Raw genomic sequence first — 24,399 nt, 5'->3', positions numbered from 1 at the left:
CGGCCGGCAGGGGCACGCGGGCCGCTTCCACGAGCCCCGCCGCCGGATCGGGCCGCAAGACAAGGAGGAGCCCGGGATCGCGGATCGTGACGAGCACGCGGTCCGCGAGCGCGAGCACCTGCGCCGGCGGCCCCGGCATGGCGATCTCGACAGGCGGCGTGCTCACGTCGACGGGAAGCGGGATGCGCCGGAGGACGGCGTGGTCCTCGTCGGCCAGATAGAGCGCGTCGTCCTGCGGCGCGCGCGCGAGCGCGCTGCCGACCCGCGTGACGGCCTGGAGCTTCTGCGGCGGCGGCGGAGAGGCTGGCGGAGCCGGCGCCGCCGTCCCGGCGACTTCGGCGCTTCGCTCGACGGCCGGCGTCTCTCTGGAAGGGCGCGAGCAAGCCGCGGCGAGGAGCGCGGCCAGGAGGAGGGCTGATGGTCGGTGCTTCATCGGTCGCCCGAGCCAACGACGGCGCCTGGCATTCGTATTCCTCGGCACCGTCGGTCCCGATCCTACGCGCCCCGGCCACCCCTGCGCGGGAGGCGTCGGGACACCTGCGGCTCACGCGCTCTGCGCGAACCGCGCGACTGACGAGCTGGCGAGAGAGGGCGCCAGAGCGCCTCCCACGCCCCACACGCGACCAGCTGCGATGACGCGCCGTGCGCGTCAAAAGGCAAAAGCGCGTGCGCATGCGCATGCGCGTCAACCACGCCCACATCAGCGGTCCTTATGGCAGATGAAAAATCGCGTACTTGGCGCGTACTTGGCAAAAATCGCATCACGCCTCAATGCACACTTGAACAATTATTTCGTCCTGCCTTACAGTTCTGGATTGTCGTCGCGTGGCTTGGGGCCACTCGACAGCATGGAGGCACCCATGAATCGATTGCCCGGCTCACGGTGGGCGACGTTAGGCGTTCTCGTCGCATCCCTGACTGCAGTATCGCTCTCAAGCGCGCCGGCCATGGGCGCGCCGTCGTTCACCGCCTTCGAGAGCGGGCAGGTCCGCCCGCTGGCCATCTCACCGGACGGGAAGCTGCTCTTCGCCGTCAACACGCCGGACAGCCGCCTCGAGGTGTTCCGCATCCTGAGCGGAGGCGGCCTGGAGCGCCGCGCGTCGATCTCGGTCGGTCTCGAGCCGGTGGCCGTGGCCGCGCGCAGCAACAACGAGGTCTGGGTCGTAAACCACCTATCGGACAGCGTGAGCGTCGTCAACGTGGGTCTCGGCGGCTACACCGGACGCGTCGTGCGCACGCTCCTCGTGGGCGACGAGCCACGCGACATCGTGTTCGGCGGCCCGGGGCGACGGCGCGCCTTCATCACGACGGCCCACCGCGGCCAGAACAACCCCATCGACCCACAGCTCACGACGCCTGGCGTCGGCCGCGCCGACGTCTGGGTCTTCGACGCGAACCAGCTCGGCACGTCCCTCGGCGGCGCTCCGATCAACGTCATCACCCTCTTCAGCGACACCCCGCGCGCCCTGGCCGTGACCCCGGACGGCACGCGCGTGTACGCAGCGGCGTTCCACTCCGGCAACCGCACCGCCACGGTCAACGAGGCGCTGGTCCCCGACGGCTTCGGGCCTGACGGCGTGCCCGGCCCGAGCACCAACTTCGAAGGCGTACCGGCGCCCGAGGTCGCCCTCATCGTGAAATACGATGGCGGACACTGGTACGACGAGCTGGGCCGCACCTGGGACGACCAGATGAGGTTCTCGCTGCCCGACAAGGACGTCTTCGTCATCGACGCCATGGCGACCCCCCCTGCGTGGATCAGCGGCTCACAGGGCTTCTTCTCCGGCGTCGGGACGGTCCTCTTCAACATGACCGTCAACCCGGTGAACGGGAAGGTCTACGTCGCGAACACCGAGGCGTTCAACGAGAAGAGCTTCGAGGGGCCCGGCATCTTCGCCGGAGAGACCGTGCGCGGCCACCTCCACGAGAGCCGGATCACCGTCCTCAGCCCGGGGAGCGTCGCGCCGAGGCACCTCAACAAACACATCGACTACAGCACCTGCTGCGCGCCGATCCCCAACGCAGAGAACGCGAAGAGCCTCGCCTTCCCGCAGGAGATGGTCGTGACGAGCAACGGCGCGACGCTGTACGTGGCCGCGCTCGGCTCGAGCAAGATCGGCGTCTTCAGCACCGCCGCGCTCGAGAACGACACCTTCGTGCCAGACGCCGCGAACCAGATCCCGGTGAGCGGCGGCGGGCCGACGGGCATGGTCCTCGATGAGAGCAAGAATCGCCTCTACGTGCTGACGCGCTTCGACAACTCCATCTCGATCATCAACACCTCATCGAAGACGGAGGTGGGGCACGTCGCGATGTTCAACCCCGAGCCGCCCAGCATCGTGAACGGCCGCCGGTTCCTCTACGACGCGTCGTTCTCGTCGAGCCACGGGGACTCGGCCTGCGCGAGCTGCCACGTCTTCGGAGATCTCGATGACCTGGCCTGGAACCTCGGCAACCCGGACGCCCCCGTCGTGACGGACCCGGGCCCCTTCCCGTTCGGCCTCTTCAACGTCATCACGCAGACGCCCATCACCGACCCCATCTTCCACCCCATGAAGGGGCCGATGGTGACGCAGAGCCTTCGCGGCCTCGCCAACCACGGCCCGATGCACTGGCGCGGCGACCGCACCGGGGGCAACGACGAGCCGTCCGCCCAGCCGGACGCGGGGGCGTTCGACGAGCGGGAGGCGTTCAGGCAGTTCCAGGCGGCGTACCCGGGCCTGCTCGGACGCAGCGACTTCATACCGGCCGAGGACATGGAGGCGTTCACCGACTTCATGCTCCAGGTCACCTACCCGCCCAACCCGATCAGGGCGCTCGACAACTCGCTCACGCCCGATCAGCAGGCAGGAAAGGACTTCTTCAATGGCCCCGTGGTCAACTCGATCTCGAGCTGCGGCGGGTGTCACGTGGTCGACCCCGACGCCAACCCGGGCGACGACTTCCCCGGCCTCTTCGGGACGAGCGGAGATTCCGTCTTCGACTTCCAGACGCAGCTCTTCAAGATCCCCCAGCTCCGCAACGTCTACACCAAGGTCGGCGCCTTCGGCCTGCCGGACATCCCGTTCGTCTTCCTCGCGCGGGACAACGATCACATGGGCGACCAGATCCGCGGCATCGGCATCCTGAACAACGGCACCGTCGATACGATGTTCCGCTTCTTCTCCGCGTTCGGGTTCTCCGACCAGTTCACGAACAACCCCACGGGCATCCCCTTCACCCAGGCAGGCGACGTGGTCCGCCGGCAGCTCGAGTCCTACGTGCTCGCGATCGAGACCAACCAGGCCCCGATCGTGGGCCAGCAGGTGACGCTCAGCCACGCGAACGGCGCGATCGCCGCGCCGCGCATCGATCTCCTCATGGACCGCGCGGACGCCGGGGAGTGTGACCTCGTGGCGAAGACCCAGGGGTTCCTGCACGAGATCGGGTTCCTCTACGTCGGCGGCGGCTTGTTCCTCACCGATCGGCAAGTCGTGCCGCCCATGAGCGACGCCGTGCTCCGGCTGCTGGCCACCCAGACCCACCACGATCTGACGTACACGTGCATGCCGCCCGGCTCCGGCGCCCGCGCCGGCATCGATCGCGACAGCGACGGTTACCTCGACGGGGACGAGCGCGACTCCGGCAGCGACCCCGCCGATCCGAGCAGCACGCCCTGACGCGGCCCCCCCGCCGCTGCGCGCGCGCCTCGCGGCCGCGCGCAGCGGCGCCGCGCGCGTCAGGCGAGCCGCGTCGCCCCTGCTCGCCGGGCGACCGACCCCGGTAGGCCGCGCGGCCCCAGCGCATACGCGATGCTGCTCTGAAGGGTCCCCATCGTCACGACCGATCCGAGGAAGACGTCCTGCTCCACCAGCGCGCGGGCCACCTCCGGCCGCACCCCGGAGAGCACCGTCTTGGCCCCGAGCAGCTGGAGCGCCTTGGCCGTCTTGATGAGCGCCTCCGCCACCGCGGCGTCGACGCGCGCCACGCCGGTGATGTCCAGGATCACCACCTTGGCTTGCCTCGACTGGAACCCTTCCAGCGCGGTCTCCAGCACCCGCTGGGCGCGCTCGCCGTCCATCGCGCCGACGATCGGCATCACCAGCACGTCGTCCGTGATGGGGATGAGCGGCGTCTGCCGGCGCAGCATCTCCTGCTGCAGGAGCTCCCGCTCCGCCTCGGACGCCTCGCGCAGCTCGAGCTCGCGCTGCAGCTGCTCGTTCGAGCGCTGCAGCGCCTCGGTGCCCGCGCGGATGCTCGCGATGAGCAGCGCGTTCTCCAGCGCGATGGCCGCCTGCGAGGCCAGGAGCCCGCAGACCTCGACCCGCCCCGGCGTGAACGCCCTCGGGGCCACGTTGTTCTCCAGGTACAGGAGCCCCGCCGAGCGCCCCTGGTGCGCCATCGCCAGGCACAGGATCGAGCGCGGCCTCCGCTCCACGACGTACGGATCGGCCGCGAAGCGGCCGTCCTGCCGGGCGTCGTTCAGCACCACGGGCTCCCGCGTCCTCGCGACCAGCTGGACGACGCTCGTCGCGAGCTCCTTGCTCTCGAGCGCCGGGATCGACAGCCCCGTCTGCACCGCGTCGGGGTCGACGCGCATGGTCGCCACGATCGTGAGCTTCCCGTCGCGCTCCAGGAGCAGCACGCCGCGCTGCGCCCCCGCGTTCGCGACCAGGCTCCGCATCAGCCGATCGAGGAGCCGGTCGAGCACCGTCTCGCTCGCGACCGCCTGCATGGCCTTGACCACGGTCGCGACGTCGAACGACTCGGTGCTCCCCCTGCGCGTCACCGTCGTGCCGACGACCCTGGGCTGCTGCGCGTCGCCGAAGGACGCCGCGTCGAGCAGCGGCTCGTGCTGCTTCGCGAGGTGCTCCGCCTTGCCCGTCGCGCCCCACCGCAGGTACGCCCTGTACGCGTCGGCCATGTACCACCGCGCGATCCTCTCGCGCCCCCGCTGCAGGTAGAACCGCGCGCACAGCTCGTTCGCGAGCGCCTCCTGGTGCGTGAACCCGGCCTGCCGCGCCCCCTCGATGGCCTGATCGTAGAGCTCCGCCGCCTCCGCGTCCTTCCCGAGGACGCGCGCCACCTCCGCCCCGATGAGCTTCTCCTTGTGCGCGTAGTTCTCCGGGGCGTGCTGCGCCCAGCCCGCGATCTTCGCCCGGTGCTCCGCCGCCGAGGCGAGGTACCGCTCCCGCTCCTCCTCCGTCGCCGTCGCGCACAGCGCGAGCAGCGAGAGGCTCACGTAGAAGGGGATGTCGTTCGCCAGGAACAGGCCCATCGCGCTCGCGCTGTGCTTCTCCGCCCGCGCCGCCATCAGCAGCGCGCCCGCGTGATCGCCGTAGAGCACCGCGAGCACGAGCATGTTCACGAAGTACCAGCACCGCGGCAGCTCCTGCGCGGGCACGAGCCCCGAGAGGAACGCGCCCTCGTCGAACGACGCGTCGGTCAGGCTGCTCCGCCCGCTCGTCTTGCCCTCCAGGCACGCGATCATCTGCCGCGCGACGACGAGCACCGGCGTGGCGAGCGGATCCTTCGTCCGCTGCAGGAACCGCATGAACACGGCCAGCTCCTCCCGGAGCGCGCCGAGCTCGTGGCCCGAGGACAGCAGGATCGTCACGATGTTCAGGCAGGCGTACGCCCCGAAGCTGAAGTCGCCCGAGCTCAGCCCGGCCTGGTAAGCCTTCGTGAGACACGTCACCGAGGCGCGGACCGGCTCGAAGAGGTGGGACGGGGCGCCGCACACCAGGTACGCCTTGCACTGCAGCTCCACCCCCTCGGACCTCTCGCAGAGCGCGAGCGAGACGCGCTGGAACTGCCGCGCCTCCTCGTACCGCCCCATCCCCCCCGCGAGCAGCAAGCAGTAGAGGCCATAGGCGCACGCCGCCGCGGGCGAGTTGCCGTACCGGAGCGAGAGGTTCACCTGCGTCGCGGCGATGAGCGCGAGCAGCGCCGGGTCCAGCGTGTACGCCCCCGGGATCATCGCCGCCAGGAGCCGCAGGACGGCCAGCTGCTCCTCGCCGCCGACCCACGGCGCGTGCACGAGCTCCTCGATGCGGCGCTCCGCGAGGTGGCCGGGCATCTCCGCGAGCGCGGCCCCGAACGCCGCGTAGATGGCCTCCGTCGGCTCCGGCAGCTCGATCCCGAAGAGCGCCACGCCCTCCCGGCCGACCCGGAGCACCTCCGCGAACTCCCCGCGCATCGTGTGCACGAGGATGCGGAGGTTATGGACCTCCGCGCGCTCCCGGCGCGATCGCGCGTGCTCGAGGAGCTCGCGGATCAGGGCCTCGGCCTGCGCCTCGTTGCCGCTCAGCCAGTCGCACTCCGCCCGCTCCCGGTGCAGCGCGAAGCAGAGCTCGTACTCCTCCTCCCACGCCCGCGGCCCGAGCAGCGACAGCGCCGTCTTGAAGTGCTCGGCCGCCGCCGCGTGCGCCATGGAAGCCTTGGCCCGCCGCCCGACGGTCAGGTTGAGCCGCGCGAGATCCAGCTGCTCCGCCCGCTCCTCGATCAGCGCCGCGCCGACGTTCGCGTGGCTCACGACCTTGAACAGGTCCTCGTCGCGCGGCTCCCCGCTGAGCTGCGCCCGCATGAGCCGGCCGATCCGCAGGTGGACCTCCTGCTTCTGCGCGTCCTCGATCAGGCTGTAGGCCGCCTGCTGCCCGCGATCGTGGAGGAACCGGTACCTCACCGACAGGGGCTGCTCCGCGTGCGCGCCGTCGGACGCGTGGAGCAGCCGGTAGTCAGCGTCCAGCGGCAGCACGAGCCCCTCGCGCAGCGCCTCCCAGAGATCCGCGGCGACCTCCGCGGGCGGCCGCTCGCGGACGGTCGACAGCGTCTTCAGGTCGAACTGGTGACCGATGCACGCCGCGAGCTGGAGCACGCGCTGCGTCTCGGGCGAGAGCCGCTGCATCTTGTCCACGAGCAGATCGTGCACGCTCACCGCGCCCCAGCGCTGGCGGATGGACTCGAGGTCCCACGCCCACCGCCCGGCCCCCGGGTCGAACGACACGAGCCCCGCCGCGTACAGCTCCTTGAGCAGCTGGCTCAAGAAGAAGGGGTTGCCCTTGCTCATGGCGTAGAGCACCTCGGCGAGCGCCTCTGCCTGCTCCGCGCGCGCGCCGAGCGCGTCCGCGAGCAGCTGGCGCACGTCCGCGAGCGCGAGCGGCGGGAGCAGCAGCTCGCGCCGCGCGACGCCCGCCGCCCGCAGCTCCCCGAGCCAGATCGTGAGCGGCTGCCCCGCGATCGCCTCCTGGTCCCGGTACGCGCCGATGATGAGCAGGTAGGCCCCCGCCGGATCGGTCACGACGGGCTGCAGCAGCTTCAGCGACGCCGGGTCGGCCCACTGGAGATCGTCGAGGAAGAGCACCACCGGGCGCTCGGCCGTGGCGACGGCGCGCAGGAAGTCCTGGAACACGAGGTTGAAGCGGTTCTGCGACTCGCTCGGCCCGAGCTCCGGAACCGGCGGCTGCGGCCCCAGCACGAGCTCGAGCTCCGGGATGAGCTCCACCAGGATCCGCGCGTTCTTCCCCGCGGCCTGGAGCAGCTTGTCCTTCCAGTGCCGGAGCGACTCGGCCGGCTCGGTCAGGAGCTGGCGGACGCGCTGGCGAAGCGCGCCCGCCAGGGGCGCGAGCGGCATGTTCCGGCTCAGCTGATCGAACTTCCCCTCGACGAAGTGCCCGCGCCGCTGCGCGACCTCCTTCTGGATCTCGTTCACGAGCGCCGACTTGCCGATGCCCGGCCCCCCCGCGATGAGCAGGAGCTCGCCCCTGCCCCCGCGCGCCCGCTCGAAGGCGGCGAGCAGCTCGGCCATCTGCGGATCGCGGCCATAGAGCTTCTGCGGCAGCCTGAGCTCGCTCGGTACGTCGCGAGACCCCAGCTCGAACGGCTCTATCCGCCCGGTCGCCTCGAGCGCCGACAGGCACGCATCGAGATCCGCCTTGAGGCCGGTGCCGCTCTGGTACCGCTCCTCGGCGACCTTGGACATCAGCTTCTGTACAATGTCCGACACCGCTCTCGGGATCTCCCGCGACCGCTCGCAGAGCGGCGTCGCTACCCGCGCGATGTGGCTGTGCATGAGATCCACGGGATCGGTCGCCTGGAACGGGAGCACCCCCGCGAAGAGCTCGTAGAGCGTCACTCCCAGGGAGTAGAGATCGGTCCGGTAGTCGATGACGCGGTTCATCCTGCCTGTCTGCTCAGGAGACATGTAGGCCAGCGTCCCCTCCAGGAGATCCGGGCTCTCCGCCGCCAGCGCCTCCTCGGAGAGCCGCGTCGAGCTCCCGAGGTCGGTCAGCTTGACCTGGCCTGTCTCCCTGTGGACGAGGATGTTCTGCGGCTTGACGTCCTTGTGGATGACCTGCTTTCCGTGGACCTCCGCCAGCGTCCCGGCCAGCGACGACGCGATACGCAGCTTCGCCTTGAGGTCGAGCGGGGTCGAGCGGGCGAGCATGTCGAGCGGCAGTCCCGCGAAGTACTCCATCACGAGCGCGGCCCCGCCCGGCACCTTCTCCAGGCGGTCGGCGCGAATGACGCTCTCGAGCTGGAGGTGACGTGAGATCTCGAGCTCGTGCCGGAGCTGCGCGACGTGCCGCTGGCCGGGGTGCTCACCCCTCAGCACCTTGATCGTCGCGGGGGCGCCGTCGGCGTCCCGCTGCGCGCGGTAGAGGACGGTATCCGCCGTTTCGTACATCAGCTCAACCAGTGTGAAGGGCAGATCACCAATCCTGGTCTGGCGCATAGGTTTTTGATGGTTGCATGGGGAGAACGCCTGTGGCAAGTGCCTGGAGAACCTCTCAGGATCAGCGCTGCAGGTGTGCGATGTGCGCCTTGGCACGGACATCGCGAGTCCCATGGGTGGAAATTAGCGGCTCGCGTAAAGCCTTGGGGAGCGTTGGTGGGACCGAGGGTGGGGCGACTCGGCACATGGGAAGGTGCCGGCGCTGCCCGGCTGCGCGCGCGGCTACGCCCGCCTCGGCCGGCGCCCGGCGCCCGTCACCGCGCGATAGTCGGTGAGGAGCGACCCCAGGATCGTGACCGCCCCCGCGGCGACGTGGATCACCGCGGCGAGCGGGTCGCGCTTCGCGTAGCCGAGCGCGAACGGCGCCGCGATCGCCGACACGCCGAAGGCATGGTCGATGACCTCGTGCGCCTCGATCGGTATCCGCCTTGCCAGGCTCAGCCGGTAGTCGGTGAGCAGGGAGACAAAAATGACCGACGCGCCGAGCGCGACGCCGGCGATCCTCGCGGCCTTCGTCCGCGCGGAGAGCCCGGCCACAGCGACGATGAGCCCGTTCGAGTAATCGAGGGCGGAGTGCACGTCCTCGGGGATGATCCGCGCGAGGGGCGCGGCGCCGAGGAGCGGCCTCGAGGGGATCGTCGTCGTCCGCTGCGCCTCCCCCACGCTCGGGGCGAGCGAGGCGAGCTCCGCAGTCGGTACGTCGTCCGGCGGCAGGTAGGTCGTCGGCAGCTCGTATGCGCCCAGCGAAACGTTGGATTGTGCCATGAGGTCCTCCCGCTCTGCGCAGAGGCAATCCGCAGACCGGGGACAGGCCTCCTGCGCGGCTCGGGGCCCAGCTCTCTTGAGCTCGGCCCCCCCCGCCCGCGCCTCGCGCAGGTCGCTCCGCGCGCGCCGCGCGTCCCACGGAGGCCTCTGTTCGTGCGATCCGCGATGCTAGGCTGCGCCCATGGGAGTCCGGATTATTCCTCTCGGCGGCCTCGGCGAGGTCGGGATGAACGCGATGCTGATCGAGGAGGAAGGCCGCCGCGTGCTCGTCGACTGCGGCGTCATGTTCCCCAACGACCAGGTGCTCGGCGTCGAGGTCGCGATCCCCGACCTCAGCTACATCCGCGAGGCGGGCGGGGTCGACGCGGTGCTGCTCACGCACGGGCACGAGGATCACATCGGCGGGCTGCCGTCGCTGCTGCGCGAGTTCCCCGTCCCCGTGTACGGGACGCGCTTCACGCTCCGGCTGGTGCGCGAGCGCCTCGCCGAGCACGGCATCGACGTGCCGCTCCGCGAGGTCGAGCCGCAACAGCACTTCGCGGCCGGGCCGTTCCGCGCCGAGCCCCTCCGCGTGACCCACTCCATCCCCGACGCGGTCGGCTACGCCATCGAGACGGGCGAGGGGATCCTCATCCACACGGGCGACTACAAGATCGATCTCACCCCCGTGGCCGGCGAGCGGCTCGATCTCGGCCGCTTCGCCGAGTACGGCCGGGCCGGCGTGGCGGCGCTCCTCTCGGACTCGACCAACTCGGAGCGCGACGGCTGGTCGGTCAGCGAGACCGCGGTGGCCGAAGGGTTCACCCGGCGGTTTCGCGAGGCGAAGGGGCGCATCCTCGTCGCGCTGTTCGCCTCCAACGTTCACAGGGTCCAGAGCGTCCTCGACCTCGCCGCCCAGCTCGGCCGCAAGGTGGTGCTCGCCGGGCGCAGCCTCGCGACCAACACGCGGATCGCCCAGGAGATCGGCATCCTGAGCGTCCCGCCCGGCGTGCTCGTCGACGACGCCACGGCGGCCTCGCTCCCGCCCGAGCGCCTCGTCGTGCTCGCTTCGGGCGCGCAGGGCGAGCCGAACAGCGCCCTCGCGCGCATGGCCATGGGCGATCACCACCGGCTGCGGGTCGATCCGGGGGACACGGTGATCTTCTCGTCCCGCGCGATCCCCGGCAACGAGATCGCCGTCAGCCAGCTCGCCAACCGCCTGGCGAAGCGCGGCGCCGTGGTGCTCGATCGCGGCCTCGATCCCATCCACGCGAGCGGCCACGCGCAGGCCGAGGAGCAGAAGGTCCTCCTCGACGCCGTCCGGCCGGAGCACTTCGTGCCCATCCACGGCGAGTACCGGATGCTGCTCGCCCACGCGCGCACGGCGCTCCGGATGGGCGTGCCGGCGTCGGGGGTCTTCGTCGTCGAGGACGGCGACTCGCTGATGCTCGAGAACGGCCGGATGCGCCTCGGCGAGACGGTGAAGAGCGGGCGGGTGTGGCTCGACGCGCGCGGCGGGCTCGACGTCTCCGAGCTGGTGCTCCGCGAGCGCGAGCAGATCTCGGACCAGGGGCTCGTGATGGTCCTGGTGGTGGCCGACCGCAAGACAGGTGAGATCTTGCGCGGCCCCGATCTCCTGGGGCGCGGCGTGGCGCACTTCGAGGAGGGCGGCCCGCTGTACGCCGCCGCGCTCGACAGCGCGCGCGACGCGCTCGCCGCGCTGTCACCCGCGGCGCGCACGCTGGCGCCGGCGCTGGAGGATGCGCTCAGCCGCGGCGTGCGGCGGGTGTTCCGGCGCGAGGCCTCGCGGCGCCCCGCCGTGCTCCCGCTGGCCGTGTTGCTGTGAGGTCCGGCGCCTCTCGGCCAGGCGGCCCGGGCGGCCCAGGCGCCTGGCCGCGCTGACAGGCGATCTGGAGTGAGCGCGGCTGTCGCCGGCGCTGGATCGCGCGGACCGGCGGAGCCCCTTTGTTCTGTCGCCGCATGACCGGAGTCGCTTCATGGTCCATCCTGGGGGGTTGCCCTCAGGCCGCGTGTCCCGGCGAGCGCCCGGGCCGATCACCGCGCGACGCGGCATCACGGTGGAGCAGGCGAGATGAACGAGAGTCCCACGAGCTCGCGCCTTCTGGGCGAGGCGGAGACGACGATCATGGAGGGAAGGGACGCTGTCGCCGAGACGCGGGCCGAGGAGCCGATCGGCGCCGACACCCCCCCTCCCCCGTCGTCGCGGCGTGGAGCGCCCGCCAGCCGGCGGGCCGCGCCGCCGGCGCGGCCGAGCGAGGACGTCGCCGCGGTCTATCTCCAGGAGATCTCCGGCAGCGCGCCGCTGAGCCGCGAGCTCGAGGTGGAGCTCGGCCGTCGTATCGAGTCGGCGGAGCGCGCGATGATCGAGGCCTGGGTCGCGTCGCCCGTCGCGCTGCGGGCGCTCGCGGCGCTGGCGGATGATGTGCGGGCGGGGCGGGTGGACATGGGCGATCTGCTGCTGAACGCGGACGGAGGCGACGCGCCGAGCGACGCGACGTCCGTGCGGATGGCGCGGCTGCTCGGGCTCGCGCGGCCCCTGGCGGAGGCCGGGCGGACGGAGGCGAGCGGGCAGCGAGCGCGCGCCGCGCTCTCGGCCGGGCTCTCCGACGTGCGCCTGGGCCCCCTGGTGGGGGCGCGGATCGAGCGCGCGCTGAGCGCGGCGATCCCCGCGGTCGACAGGCTCGGGCGCCAGGCGATCGGGGGGACGCTCTCGGCGATGCGCGCCGCCCGCCGGGAGGCGGCGGAGGCGAGGGCCGAGATGGTCCGCGCGAACCTGCGGCTCGTGGCGGCGGCAGCCCGGCAGCTCCGGCACCGCGGCGTGCCGCTGCTCGACCTCATCCAGGAGGGCAATCTCGGGCTGATCCGCGCGGCGGAGAAGTTCGATTACCGGCGCGGCTATCGGTTCAGCACCTATGCGATGTGGTGGATCAAGCAGGCGCTCTCTCGCGCGCTGCTCTATCAGGGCCAGGTCATCCGGGTGCCGGTCCACATCGCCGAGACCCGGCGCCGGGCGCTGCAGGCGCGGCGGGAGCTCGAGCAGGAGCACGCGCGCGAGGCGGCGCCCGAGGAGGTCGCCGAGCGGAGCGGGCTGTCGATGGAGAAGCTCCAGACGCTGCGGGAGATGGCGCTGCCGCCGGTGTACCTCGACGCTCCGGTGGGGGACGACGACGGCGCGCGCCAGGGTGACTTCTTCGCGAGCGAGGGCGCCGCGCCGGACGAGCTGCTGGTCCACCGCCGCCTGCACGCGCAGGTCTCTGCGCTGCTCGAGTCGCTGACGCCGCGCGAGCGCGACGTGCTGCGGCTCCGGTTCGGCCTCGACGGCGGGCAGCCGCACACGCTCGCCGAGATCGGCGGCATGTTCTCGGTGAGCCGGGAGCGCGTCCGGCAGATCGAGGAGAGCGCCCTGAGCAAGCTGCGGACGCTGTCGCGGAGGCAGGCGCTGGAGACGCCGCTCGGGGGCTGACCGGCGCTGCCGTCGCGCCCGCGCCTCGACCCCGGCTCAGCGCGGCGAGTCGCCGTGGCGGAACTCCGCGGTCGCCTCGTCGAGCCGGGCCTTGAGCTGCGGATCGAGCGAGAGCTCGGCCGCGGCGAGCGTGGCGTCCAGCTGGTCGGGCCGGCTGGCGCCGATGATGGCCGACGTGACGGCCGGGTTGGCGAGCACCCACGCCACGGCGACGGTCGTGAGCGACTGGCCTGCTTCGGCGACGATGCCCGAGAGCTTCTCGACGGTCGCGAACGCGCGCTCGTTCCAGTAGCGCTGCTGGTAGATGGACGCCGCCGCGCCGAGCGTGAAGCGGGTGCCCGCCGTCGGCTCGCCGCGGCTGTGCTTGCCCGTGAGGAACCCGCCGGCGAGCGGGTTGTACGGGATGACGCCGAGGCCCTCCTCCTGCGCGAGCGGGAGCAGCTCGCGCTCGATCTCCCGGAACAGCAGCGCATAACGCGGCTGCACGGACACGAACCGCGCGAGCCCGCGCACGTCGGCGCGGCCGAGCGCGCGCGCCAGGCGATATGCCAGGTAGTTGGATACGCCGATGTACCGCGCCTTGCCCGAGCGAACGACGAAGTCGAGCGCCTCCAGCGTCTCGTCGATCGGGGTGTCACGGTCGTCGGAGTGGAGCTGATAGAGATCCACGTAATCGGTGCCGAGCCGGCGCAGGGAGGCGTCGATCGCGTCCAGGATGTGCTTGCGGGAGGCGCCCTGATCCCACGGGTTCGGGCCGACCCGGCCGACGCACTTGGTGGCGAGGATGAAGCGGTCTCGCTTGCCCTTGAGCCAGCGGCCGACGATCTCCTCGGTGCGCCCGGCGTTCGGCAAACCGCCGCCCAGCGGATACACGTCGGCCGTGTCGAGGAAGTTGACGCCGGCGGCAGCGGCTTTGTCCAGGATGGCGCGGGAGGTCTCCTCGTCCGTCTGGAAGCCGAACGTCATCGTGCCCAGGCACAGGCGAGAAACGGTGAGGCCGGTACGGCCGAGTCGGGTCGTCGGGATGCTCATGATCTTCCGTTGGTGCTTTGGCTAGGTTGGCTCGTGGCGTCGCGCTGGCGCGGTCGCCTCCCGCTCCCGGGTGGGGCGCGGGCCCGTCGGTTCAGGGCTCAATAATAGATCGGCCCGACGCTGCCGCCGCCGGCGACGACGGCATCGCCGTTGATCGCGACGCTCCTCGGCGAGGCGAGGAACGCGACGACCCACGCGACCTCGCGGGAGTCGACGATCCGGCCGATGCTCACCGAGGCGGCGAGGTCCTTCTCGGGCTCGGGCCGGGTGCGCTCGGTGCGCGTCGCGCCGGGGTGCACGACGGTGACGTTGATCCCCTTCGGACCGAGCTCGTCCGCGAGGTTCTTCGTGATCGCGGCCACGCCGACGTTGCGCAGGGTGGCGACCGGGCGGCCGGCCTTGCGCACGGCCAGCCCGCCGATGTTGATGATGCGGCCCCAGCCGTTCGCGATGAGGTGCGGCGCGACGGCGCGCGCGGTCCGCAGGTAGCCCACGACCTTGATGTTGATGTCCTCGATCACCTGCGCGTCGACGATCTGGTCGAGGCGCGTCGCGGTCGAGATCCCGCCCGGCACGGCCGCGTTGTTGACGAGGATATCCACGCCGCCCAGCGCGGCGACGGCGCGCTCGACGAGCGCGTTGACCGAGGTCTCGTTGCCGGTGTCGACCACCAGCGGGACGACGCGGCGGCCCGTCTCCGCCGAGAGCTCCGCGGCGGTCGCCTCCAGCTTGTCCTTGCCGCGCGCGGCGATCACGACGTCGGCGCCTTCCCGCGCGAGCTCCCGCGCGATCGCCTTGCCGATACCGCGGCTGCCGCCGGTGACGATGGCCCGCTTGCCGGTGAGTTCGAGATCCACGATCAGCTCCTTCCATCGGCAGACACGAGGTCGTGTGTCTTCTCGCGCCGAGGGAGCCGCGCCAAAGCACGTTTCATTCCACCCGGTGCTTGCCCCGTGTTCGCAGAGGGGATGGCGCGCGCCAGCGCCCGCGTCGCCCTGCCGGCGCCCGCCGGGCACTGCTGGCGGTGCCGCGCGCGCCGGCACGCCGGGCGGCGTGTCTGCTTCGCAGGCAGCAGCCTGCTGGCGCCGTGCTGCGGGCGGAGCAGCTCGCCCATCTCCGAGGCGCGCGGAGCGAGCGCGCGGCGCGAGGGCGCCCTGCGCGAGCCCGCCGAGGCGGCGCAGGCTGCCGCTCAGCGCGGCGGCGAACCGTCCGAGAGGGCGCGGGTCACCGTGACCGGAGCCGGTCGACGACCGCGAGCACGCCCGCCGCGATCGCGAGGATCGGCGCGAAGATCACGCCGCCGAACCACGCCAGCGCGTAGGCGACGCCGAGCAACGGATCGCCCCCACCGGCGGGCGGGGGCGTGCCGCTCAGCACCGACACATGCTCGCGCAGGCCGAGCATGTGGCAGGCAGCGAAGGCCGCGATGAGCATCGCGGCGCCGAGGGCCAGCTGTCGGCTCACGGGGCACCTCCCGCGCCGGCGATCCGTTCCCAGAGCGGGCCGAAGCTCAGCGCGTAGAGCAGCGCAGCGTCGCCGACCTGGTTGCTTGCGGCGTACCGCAGCCGGTCGCCCTCGCGGATCGGGAACGCCGCGAGGTCGAGCGAGGTGAGCAGCCCCCCGAGGTACGGCGCGTCGCCGAAGGCCGCGGCGCCGAGCAGCGCGAGGCCGCTCGATCCGGCGCTCGCCCCGACGAGCGGCACGATCGGACCCGAGTCCACGTCCTCCGGGCCGGCCCACGAGCGGGGCCACTCGCGCGCCCAGCCGAAGCCGAGGAGCTCCGCCCCGAGCTCGCGGCGCGCCCGCGCGTACTGATCGCGCGCGAAATCAGGGTCGATCAGGAGCAGCGCGTGCGCGACCAGCCAGAGGGACGACCCCTCCGGGCCGTCCAGGATCCTGCCGTCGTGGGTGTAGCTCGACACGAGCAGCCCCGTCTTCGGGTCCAGGAGCCGGGCGCGCGCCGCCGCGAGCCAGCGGCGGCCGAGATCGAGGCCGCGGCGCTCGCCGTGCAGCGCGTCGGCCATGCGCATCGCGGAGAGGGCGAGCGTGTTGCAGAAGGTCCAGCACTCGTCGGGGTAGCTCTCGGCCGACAGCACGGGGCTCTGTTCCATGCGGGACCGCATCTCGGCGACGCGCGCGTCGAGCTCGGCCTCGTGATCGGCGCGGCGCGCGACCAGGGCGCGCGCCCCCAGCATGAGCGCGATCTCGCCGTCCACGAAGAGGCTGCGCCCAGGCTGCTGCACGAATGGCCGCCGCGTGGCGTACGGCATCATGAAGTGCAGCATCCCCCGCTCGCGCTCGATCGCGAGGGTCTCGTCGACGATCCGGTCGATGACGGCGAGGTGGCGCGCCTGGGCGCCCGGATCCCGCAGCGCGGCGTTGGCCAGGCCGAGGACGAGGAAGGTCCGTCCCATGAAGTCCCACTCGGCGTTCGCGGCCCGCATCCGCGCGAGCGCCGCGTCCTGCGCGGCGCTGTCCTCCTCCCAGAGCGAGAGCTGATGCGCGAGCAGCGCCTGGCCACGCGGCGAGAGCGCGCCCGAGGCGCGGTGCTCGCCCGGCTCGCTCCGGAAGAAGAGGTGGAGGCACGGGAGCCATACGGCCGTGGCGACCAGCAGCGACAGCGCGGCGGCGCCGAGCCGGCGCAGGCGGCCCGCCGCCGCAGGGCGAACCACGACGCCGGCGGTGGAGGAGAGGTCGGTCATGGGACGGAGCGTGGCGCGGCGCCGTGGCCGGGCTGCGCGCGAGATGTGGCGGATCGAGGGAGGCTCCGGGGATTTTCTCACCGGATGGCCGATTTCGCATACGGCGGTGATGGGGAGCGCTCTGGCACGCCGCCGCCCTTCGAGGCGGGCGGCCAAGATCCTGAGGGGCGCTCGCTTCCAGGAATTCGAAGCGGAGAGGCACGTGAGCCTCATCGTGAATCAGATGGAGGAGATTCTGACGAGCCTGGCTGCGGACGCCCGATAGGGCCGGCAGGTCGCTGCGCGACCCCGTTGCTCAACGCTTGGTGTCCCGGCGGAAGAGCCTCCGCGTGACGGCGCGGGTCATGGCGAGGAGGTTATCGCTGGTGAAGCGGAACCAGAAGCCGGCGTAGCAGCCGTTCGTGCGGAAGCCGGGGTTGGCCGCGGCGTAGCGCCGCGCGGCCGGGCGCTCGAAGTAGCGCGGCGGATACCGGCTCACCGTCTCCTCGGTCATGAAGATGTTGACGCGGAAGAGGCCAGTCTCGTCGTCGACGTGGTAGTTGCTCTCCCTGGCGAGCCTGAAGAACGCCTCCCGCACCGCCTCGTCCTCCGCGGCGCCCCGGTGCTTCGGATCGAAGAGATCGTAGCGCGCGAGCGCCTCGGTGATGGAGACGAACCCGAAGAGGCTGGCGATCGAGAGCCGGTAGAGGCGGGTCCGCGGCGCGCGGCGCTTCGTCTCGAGCAAGAACAGGAGGCCGGAGACGAGGTGCAGCCCGCGGGTCCGGAAGTCCGGCGAGATCCTGAGCTTCCCGCCGACGATGGCCCGGCTGCGGGGCAAGGTGAGCGGCGCGGTCTTCCAGAACTGGAAGCCGACGATCGCCCCCGTGTCGGCGCGGCGGAAGACGTGCACGACATCGTTGGTCCTCGCGTGCACGCAGAAGTGCCCGAAGTCCTCGGCCATGAGCGCGTTCGAGAGGGCGTGGAGCTCGCGCAGGCGCGGCTCGGTGAAGTCGCGCCGCTCGACGGTCTCGAGGCGGACGGCGGGGCGCAGCGGGGAAAGTCGTAGAAGGAGGTTCAACATGGAGGGCTCCGAAGGCTCCGGGATGACCCCGACTCCGCGGCGGGCGACCGCCGCTCGCGTGGTCGCGGTATCACGCCGCGGCCCTGACCACGATCTCGGGGATACGCGGGTCGCGGAGGAGCAGCCATGCGTCCATCAGGCCGTCGACGAGCAGCGAGGTCACGAACGGCGAGCCCCCGTGAGGGCCGTCCCCGCACTCGCCGGGATCGCGGCGCCCCCCGCGAGGAGAAGGACGGGCAGGCCGCGCAGGAGGAGCGCCAGCGCGAAGGGACCGTGGCGCGTTCGCTTGCGGTCGTGTGGGATCGACATCGGCCCGGCGTCGCCTACGATAGCCGGGATGCCGCGAGAGCGTACGGAATTCGCTTTTCTCTGATCCTTCGCCAGGCTCGCGGTCGTCGGTCTCGTGAAGATACACGCGGCGGGGAGCGAGACCTGGGTGACGCTCGAGCACCTGCCCACGCCACAGGACCTCGCGGGCCAAGGAGCCGCAGCGAGGCCCGGCGGACGGCCGCGGAGCGCAGGGCAGCGCTAGCTCGCTCGTTCCGACTGGCGCCTCTCCGCGAGCCCCGGCCGACCGGGCACCTCGCCAGGACGGCAAGCGACAACGGGGCGTGACCGCACCCAGGCTGCCGATACCAAGCCGAACGCAGCCCCTTGTGTGCAGGGCGCACGACGTCCATCACCTGAAGCTCGATCCATCATCTCCCAATTCATCGAATCCCCGGTTGGCACAAACGGGAAACAACACCCACAAACGCCACGAGACCTTTGCCCTCGACGCCTGTCGCCGGCTCACGACCCGCACACGAGCAGCTCACCCGACGAAACGTTCATGGACTCTCTTACTTGCCCACGAAGGCATACAAACCACTTTTGGATTCGCAGTATGACGCGAAGACACCGAAAGGTCTTACCATGACGACACATCTCACCATGCTCTTGGTGCTCGTTGGAGCGACGGTCCCGCTCGGCGTGGCCGCGCTCGCTTGCAGCTCGGCCGATCGGGGCGAGGGGGCAGAGCACGTCGCCTCCGCCGAGGACGAACTGCCGCGCCGCGCGCGATTCAGCAACTTCGACGCCACCATAGAACGAAATACGCGCAACTTGCTCCAGCGGGGACAGGAGATCTTCCGATTCGACACCTTCGGCGACGAGGAGTTCTGGGGCGGCAAGCTCCGGTTGCACCAGAGCATCGCCAACGTGACGCCGGCTCAGGCGCTGGGGCTCGGGCTGAAGGTGGACGCGGACGCGCTCCCGTCGCGGCTCCGAGAAAAGATCGCGCGCGGCCAGGTCAACCTCGACGATCCCGCCGTCACGCTGAGCCTCTTGCAGCTCGATGCGATCCTCGGGGTGACGGGCTTCTTCGACGACAGCGGCAACCTGAGCTCTATCGGGCTCCAGTGCGCGCTCTGTCATTCCACGGTCAACGACTCCGTGCGTCCAGGCATCGGCACGCGCCTCGACGGCTGGGCCAACCGGGACCTGGACGTCGGCGCCATCATCGCTACGGCCCCGACGGTCCAGCCGATCGTCGCCCTGCTGCCGAAGGTGCCCGAGGGCATCAACGAGGAAGGCGTGAGGAGAGTTCTGCGCAGCTGGGGGCCGGGCAAGTACGACGCCCAGTTGCTCCTCGACGGGAAGGCGTTCCGGCCTGACGGAAAGACCGCCGCGACCTTGCTCCCCAACGCGTTCGATATGGGCGGAGTCAACGAGCACACCTGGACGGGCAACTGGGGCTCGGTGCCCTATTGGAACGCGTACGTCGCCGTGACCCAGCTCCATGGGAAGGGTAATTTCTTCGATCCGAGGCTCAACGATAAAGACAAGTACCCGAACGCCGCGGCCACCGGGATCTGGAATGTGATCGTGGATCCGAAGAAAGATCTCGTCACGTCGAAGCTCCCGGCGTTGCACTTCTATCAACTCGCGCTCCCGGCGCCGAAGCCGGAGCCCGGGCTCGATTTCGACAGGGAGGCCGCCGAGCGCGGCGCGAAGCTGTTCACCGGCGACGCGAAGTGCACCGACTGCCACAACAAGCCGCTCTGGACCGACGCTGGCTGGAACCTGCACACACCCGACGAGATGGAAATTGACGCCTTCCAGGCGAACCGCGCGCCCGGCAACTCGTACAAGACGATGAACCTGGCCGCCCTCTTCGTCCGAGAGCTAGGGCTGTTCATGAAGCCGAAGAACAAGGGTCGCTTCTACCACGATGGCCGCTTCGAGACGCTGCTGGACGTCGTGCGCAGCTACAACGAGCGCTTCGATCTGAGGCTCGACTCCAGCCAGAAGCGTGACCTCGTGGAATACCTGAAGTCGCTCTAGTCGGACAGGCCGGGGTGGGTCGGCCTCGGCGGTGCGCGTCGAACGGCTGCACATCGTCTATCCCCCGTCCACCCCGTACAGGGCGTGCAGCGCCCGCGTGGCCTCATCGGCGGCGACGTTCACCGGGCCGACCAGCGCCGCGTCCGCGCCGAACGTCGTGCGCAGCGGCCGCTGCCCGTGCGGCATCTCCAGCAGCCTGAGCAGCACGTCCGCGAGCTCTTCCGGGGATGGTCCCTTCATGGTCTTGACCATCTCGAGCGTGGCGCGCGCCACGCCGCCGAGCGCCCCGTACTCGGCGGCCCGCGCCGTGTCGTCGTCCAGCCACATGTTGTCGAAGATCTTCGTCTGGACCATTCCCGGCTCCAGGATCACGACGTCGATCCCGAAGGACGCGAGCTCGCGCTTGTAGCCCTCGGCCATCATCTCCATCGCAGCCTTGGCCGCGCAGTAGAGCACCGTGGTCGGTAGGACGACGCGCCCGGCCACGCTGGACGTGAAGGCGAGCACCCCGGTCTTTCGCCGGCGCATGTGCGGCAGCACGGCGCGACAGACGCGCTGCGTCCCGAGGACGTGGGTGTCGAGGAGCCGTTGCAGCAGATCGACGCTGCCGCACTCGGTCAGCCCCATCAGGCAGCCGCCCGCGTTGTTCAGGAGCACATCGATCTTCCCCGTCTTCTCCACCACCGTCGCGACCGCCGCGGCCACGGAGGCGTCGTCCGTCACGTCGAGCGCGACCGCCTCGATGGGGATCCCCGCGGTCGCCAGGCCAGCCACCTCGTCGCGCGCCGCTCGGTTCCTGCCGTTGGGATCGCGCATGCCCGCGAAGGCCACATACCCGTTCCTCGCGAGCGTCTCCGCCACGCTCCGGCCGATCCCCGTGCTCGCGCCCGTCACCAGCGCCACCCGCTTCGCCGTCATCGGTCCTTGCCTCCTCGGGCGCCGAGGCCTCACCCGACGCTCGTTGCCCCATCGACGGTGATACACGACCCGGAGAAAATTGGAATTCCAGACGGAGGTGTACGGTACCATCCAGCCAGGATTGAAATTCGAGCCGGAGCCGCCGGCGGTGGCCGCCGACACGCCCTATGCCACGGCGAACCCGGCGCAGAGCAGGTCCTATGGCCGGGACGACGAGCCGAGCGGGTCCAGCAGATCGAGAACAACGCCTTGAGCAACCTCCGGATGCTGTCGCGACGGCAGGCGCGCGAGGTGCCGCTGGAGGGCTGAGGGGCTTCCGCGAGCTGTGTCGCGGGGCGACGCGGCGGTGCTCCGCTGCACGAGCAGCTTGAAAGAGAGCTCGCCGGCGGGCGATGGTAGCGTCTCTTCACCCGAAGGACGCTCATGAAGGACATCCTCTCTGCTCGCCTGGAATCGCGTGCTTTCTCGGCCGACGCGGTCGAGCTCCACGACCTCACCGGGCGCGAGGTCATCTCGCAGCCGTTCGAGTTCCAGCTCCACGTCGTGTGCAAGAGCCCCGAGGGGCTCGACGAGGAGGCGCTCCTCGCCGAGCCCACCGCGCTCGTGTTCCTGAGGGGCGACAGCGAGGAGCGGCGGCTCTTCGGCGTCATCTCCGTCGTGCGCGACGCGCTCCACACCGAGACGCTGCACATGGCGTACACGCTCACCTTCGTGCCCCGCGCCTTCCGGCTGACGCTCACGGAGACGTCGGAGATCTTCATGGATCTCTCGGTCCCGGAGATCATCAAGAAGAAGCTCGAGCGGGCCGGTCTCCACGAGGGCGACGACTTCGAGCTCCGCCTGGTCTCGACGTACCCGCCGCGCGAGTACGTCGTGCAGTACAAGGAGACCGACCTCCAGTTCGTCTCGCGCCTCGCCGAGCACCTCGGCATCTCGTTCTTCTTCGAGCACCGCGACGGCCGCGACGTCGTGGTCTTCTCCGACACGAACAGCGGCTTTCAGCCGGTCGCCGGCGACGGGCGCGCGCACTTCTACCCGCGCGGCGATCGCATCGGCGTCCACCGCCTGGAGGGCACGACGCGCACCGTCCCGAGCCGGTACGTGGTGAAGGACTACAATTACCGGACGCCGCACGTGCCGCTCATGGCGGCCGCGACCGTCTCGGAGGCGTCCGGCGGCGACATCGTCGAGTACGGCGCTCATTTCAAGACCCCCGATGAGGGCGAGCGCATCGCGGTCCTCCGCGCGGAGGAGCTGCGCGCCGGCCGCAGGGTGTTCGAGGGCGCCAGCGACGTGCAGGCCCTCGGCGCCGGGGCGAAGCTCACGCTCGAGGGACACCCGCGCGGCGACATCGAGTTGCTGCTCGTCGAGGTGCGCCACCGGCTCCAGCAGGCCACGCTCAACGCGGGCACGGGCGAGGAGCGCGCCTACGAGAACGACTTCCGGGCGATCCCCTATGCGACCACGTACCGCCCGCCGCGCGTGACGCCGAAGCCGAAGGTTCACGGCGTGATCACGGGCGTCATCGACGCCGCGGCCAAAGGCCAGTACGCCGAGGTCGACGAGAGCGGCCGCTACCGCGTGCGCTTCCTGTTCGACACCAGCAGCGCCGAGGACGGCAAGGCATCGAGGCTCATCCGCATGGCCCAGCCCCATACCGGTGCAGGCTACGGGTTCCACTTCCCGCTTCGCAGCGGGGTGGAGGTGATCCTCACCTTCATCGATGGCGATCCAGACCGGCCCATCATCGCAGGCGCCGTGCCGAACCCCCGCACACCGAGCACCGTCGACGCGAAGAACGGGCGCAGGAACGTCATCCGGACCGGCGGCGGCAACGAGATCAACATCGATGACAACGAGGGCGAGGAGCGGATCAAGCTCTCGACGCCGTACGGCGGCGCGACCTTCCAGCTCGGATCCCCGAACACGCCAGAGTCCGGCGCGGCGCTCACCACGAAGGAGGCGATCACGGCGCTCGGCGCTGCCGGCGTCAGCACATTGACGTCGGTCGCCACGACCCTCACGGACATCGCGTCCGTCGTGGCCTCCTCGAGCATCACACAGTACGCAACTGCCGCGCAAGCGTTCTCAAAGGCGCTGACCGATGACAAGCATCATAAGATCGTGGACGACATCCTCGGCGTCGCGAAGACCGCGCTCGACATACCGAAGAAATGGGACGCGATGCAGCAGGCGAAGGCGAACGAGGAGGTCGTCATCGCGGAGGAGCACATGAAGAGGGTGCTCGCGGCGGCCCAGGCGAAGGCTCCTTACCCGGAGACCAACCCGCCGCCGAAGAAGGATCATTACGGGTTGCTCAGGGCCATGACGAAGGAAGAATGGGAGAAGGAGACCCCCGAATACGCGGCAGCGGTTGAAGCCACAAAACAACACGCTGACGCGAAGAAGAGAGCCGAGGACCTGGCGAAGAAGATCGCCGAAGAAGAACAGACGCGACGAAAAGCCGGGATCTTGCATGACATCGTATCGGGGACCAGCGGGGCCGCGAAGGCGATCCGCGAGGGCAAGAAGGCCGGAGTCGAACTGCTGAGCGACGCCGCGAAGAAGGCCGGGAAGGCGATGGAAGCCGCGCAAGTCGGAATTGCGAACAGCATGATTGGCGCGGCCAACGGGATCGCCGCGGTCCCTCGCGTCTCGGCGGTCATACCTGGCATGGGCGCCCCCTTCTTCCTCGGTGGCGGGGACAACTCAGCGGTGCTGATGGGCAAGGTCGACGCGTTCGTCGGCGGCGCCGCGTCGGCTGCGCTCTCCTCCGCTGGCAACGCCATCGTCTCTGGCGGCGCGATCGCCATGCTGAAATCTTTGGGCAAAGTCTCCGTTGCAGGCGCCGCCGCGGCGCTCATCACTGGGAAAAAGGTCGACATCCTCGCGCTCGACAGTTACGTATCCAAAACAGTGGGCACTTCCAAGACGCACAGCGGAGGTGTCATGCGAATCACGACAGCCTCCTCGCTCACCATAAGCTCAGTGGGCGGCGCTCAACTCAAGTCGAAGGCCACTCTCGACATACAAGCGACCGGAAACACGAGCATAAAGACAGCGGGAGACCTCCAGGAAAAGGGAGCCAACATCCATCTCGCTGCCGCCGGCGACGCGAAGGTCCACGGGGGGAAATTCGCGGAAGTCATGGGCGGCGGATGGGGAATGAGCGCAAAGCCTGGCAACGTCATGGTCGGCTCAAGGACCGACGGTCTGTCAGTCAAGGGCGGGACTGTGTCGGTAAAGAACGGAGGTTCCCAGTGTGTCCTGGGGGCCAGCGCAGCCAAGCTGGTAAAAGGCGGGACCAGCGTCGCGTGCTCTTCTTCCAGGGTAACTATCAGTGGCGGCCGGATCGACCTCGGCTAGCGGACGCGTACAGGATCTGATTGAACAGGAGCCCCACGCTCCTGCACCAGAGACC

Annotated in this window: 13 protein-coding genes; 5 read left to right on the top strand and 8 right to left on the bottom strand. The window is 70.5% G+C overall.

Annotation, left to right across the window (positions count from 1 at the left end):
- The first annotated feature begins 947 nt into the window (after positions 1-947).
- Positions 948-3,659: a YncE family protein gene (locus WME82_RS14735; protein ID WP_438043341.1), complete on the top strand. Its 2,712-nt coding sequence runs from the start codon at positions 948-950 to the stop codon at positions 3,657-3,659.
- Between the two features lie 59 nt (positions 3,660-3,718).
- Here the strand turns inward: WME82_RS14735 and WME82_RS14730 are convergent, their stop codons facing one another.
- Complete coding sequence (locus WME82_RS14730) at positions 3,719-8,665, bottom strand: AAA family ATPase (RefSeq protein WP_438043340.1); 4,947 nt, start codon at positions 8,663-8,665, stop codon at positions 3,719-3,721.
- A 270-nt stretch (positions 8,666-8,935) separates the two neighbouring features.
- The gene (locus tag WME82_RS14725) at positions 8,936-9,478 is read right to left on the bottom strand and encodes an SPW repeat domain-containing protein (RefSeq protein WP_438043339.1); all 543 of its coding nucleotides are present in this window, start codon (positions 9,476-9,478) and stop codon (positions 8,936-8,938) included.
- A 181-nt stretch (positions 9,479-9,659) separates the two neighbouring features.
- Here WME82_RS14725 and WME82_RS14720 point away from each other — a divergent pair, with 181 nt between their 5' ends.
- Positions 9,660-11,303, top strand: coding sequence for a ribonuclease J (locus tag WME82_RS14720; RefSeq protein WP_438043338.1), 1,644 nt, complete (start codon positions 9,660-9,662; stop codon positions 11,301-11,303).
- 246 nt (positions 11,304-11,549) lie between these two features.
- A complete protein-coding gene (locus WME82_RS14715; RefSeq protein WP_438043337.1) occupies positions 11,550-12,941 on the top strand; it encodes a sigma-70 family RNA polymerase sigma factor in 1,392 nt (463 codons plus the stop codon).
- A 36-nt stretch (positions 12,942-12,977) separates the two neighbouring features.
- Here the strand turns inward: WME82_RS14715 and WME82_RS14710 are convergent, their stop codons facing one another.
- The 5 genes from WME82_RS14710 to WME82_RS14690 form a co-directional block, all read right to left on the bottom strand.
- Entirely contained in the window at positions 12,978-13,973 is a 996-nt protein-coding gene (locus tag WME82_RS14710) for an aldo/keto reductase (protein ID WP_438043336.1), read from the bottom strand.
- Positions 13,974-14,071: 98 nt separating this feature from the next.
- Positions 14,072-14,830: an SDR family NAD(P)-dependent oxidoreductase gene (locus WME82_RS14705; RefSeq protein WP_012235241.1), complete on the bottom strand. Its 759-nt coding sequence runs from the start codon at positions 14,828-14,830 to the stop codon at positions 14,072-14,074.
- A 367-nt stretch (positions 14,831-15,197) separates the two neighbouring features.
- On the bottom strand, positions 15,198-15,437 hold the full coding sequence (locus WME82_RS14700; protein ID WP_437871662.1) for a hypothetical protein: 240 nt from the start codon (positions 15,435-15,437) through the stop codon (positions 15,198-15,200).
- Positions 15,434-16,675, bottom strand: a complete 1,242-nt coding sequence (locus WME82_RS14695; RefSeq protein WP_438043335.1) for a hypothetical protein — start codon at positions 16,673-16,675, stop codon at positions 15,434-15,436. Before WME82_RS14695 ends, WME82_RS14700 begins: the two co-directional genes overlap by 4 nt.
- Positions 16,676-16,970: 295 nt before the next feature.
- The gene (locus tag WME82_RS14690; RefSeq protein WP_438043334.1) at positions 16,971-17,735 is read right to left on the bottom strand and encodes a hypothetical protein; all 765 of its coding nucleotides are present in this window, start codon (positions 17,733-17,735) and stop codon (positions 16,971-16,973) included.
- Between the two features lie 915 nt (positions 17,736-18,650).
- On the opposite strand from WME82_RS14690, the gene WME82_RS14685 reads away from it, so the two are divergent.
- The gene (locus WME82_RS14685; protein ID WP_438043333.1) at positions 18,651-20,060 is read left to right on the top strand and encodes a hypothetical protein; all 1,410 of its coding nucleotides are present in this window, start codon (positions 18,651-18,653) and stop codon (positions 20,058-20,060) included.
- 57 nt (positions 20,061-20,117) lie between these two features.
- Here the strand turns inward: WME82_RS14685 and WME82_RS14680 are convergent, their stop codons facing one another.
- Positions 20,118-20,978: an SDR family NAD(P)-dependent oxidoreductase gene (locus WME82_RS14680; RefSeq protein WP_438043332.1), complete on the bottom strand. Its 861-nt coding sequence runs from the start codon at positions 20,976-20,978 to the stop codon at positions 20,118-20,120.
- A 423-nt stretch (positions 20,979-21,401) separates the two neighbouring features.
- Here WME82_RS14680 and WME82_RS14675 point away from each other — a divergent pair, with 423 nt between their 5' ends.
- On the top strand, positions 21,402-24,344 hold the full coding sequence (locus WME82_RS14675; protein ID WP_438043331.1) for a type VI secretion system Vgr family protein: 2,943 nt from the start codon (positions 21,402-21,404) through the stop codon (positions 24,342-24,344).
- Positions 24,345-24,399 lie beyond the last annotated feature (55 nt).

This window comes from Sorangium sp. So ce128 (genome assembly GCF_051525245.1).
Taxonomy (GTDB): Bacteria; Myxococcota_A; Polyangia; order Polyangiales; family Polyangiaceae; genus Sorangium; species Sorangium cellulosum_B.
This window is presented reverse-complemented; position numbering and strand designations above follow the sequence as displayed.

Excerpts from the sequence above, each read along its gene's own strand:
- WME82_RS14735 (WP_438043341.1), top strand. The coding sequence starts at position 948 with ATGGGCGCGCCGTCGTTCACCGCCTTCGAGAGCGGGCAGGTCCGCCCG.
- WME82_RS14730 (WP_438043340.1), bottom strand. The coding sequence starts at position 8,665 with ATGTACGAAACGGCGGATACCGTCCTCTACCGCGCGCAGCGGGACGCC.
- WME82_RS14725 (WP_438043339.1), bottom strand. The coding sequence starts at position 9,478 with ATGGCACAATCCAACGTTTCGCTGGGCGCATACGAGCTGCCGACGACC.
- WME82_RS14720 (WP_438043338.1), top strand. The coding sequence starts at position 9,660 with ATGGGAGTCCGGATTATTCCTCTCGGCGGCCTCGGCGAGGTCGGGATG.
- WME82_RS14715 (WP_438043337.1), top strand. The coding sequence starts at position 11,550 with ATGAACGAGAGTCCCACGAGCTCGCGCCTTCTGGGCGAGGCGGAGACG.
- WME82_RS14710 (WP_438043336.1), bottom strand. The coding sequence starts at position 13,973 with ATGAGCATCCCGACGACCCGACTCGGCCGTACCGGCCTCACCGTTTCT.
- WME82_RS14695 (WP_438043335.1), bottom strand. The coding sequence starts at position 16,675 with ATGACCGACCTCTCCTCCACCGCCGGCGTCGTGGTTCGCCCTGCGGCG.
- WME82_RS14690 (WP_438043334.1), bottom strand. The coding sequence starts at position 17,735 with ATGTTGAACCTCCTTCTACGACTTTCCCCGCTGCGCCCCGCCGTCCGC.
- WME82_RS14685 (WP_438043333.1), top strand. The coding sequence starts at position 18,651 with ATGACGACACATCTCACCATGCTCTTGGTGCTCGTTGGAGCGACGGTC.
- WME82_RS14680 (WP_438043332.1), bottom strand. The coding sequence starts at position 20,978 with ATGACGGCGAAGCGGGTGGCGCTGGTGACGGGCGCGAGCACGGGGATC.
- WME82_RS14675 (WP_438043331.1), top strand. The coding sequence starts at position 21,402 with ATGAAGGACATCCTCTCTGCTCGCCTGGAATCGCGTGCTTTCTCGGCC.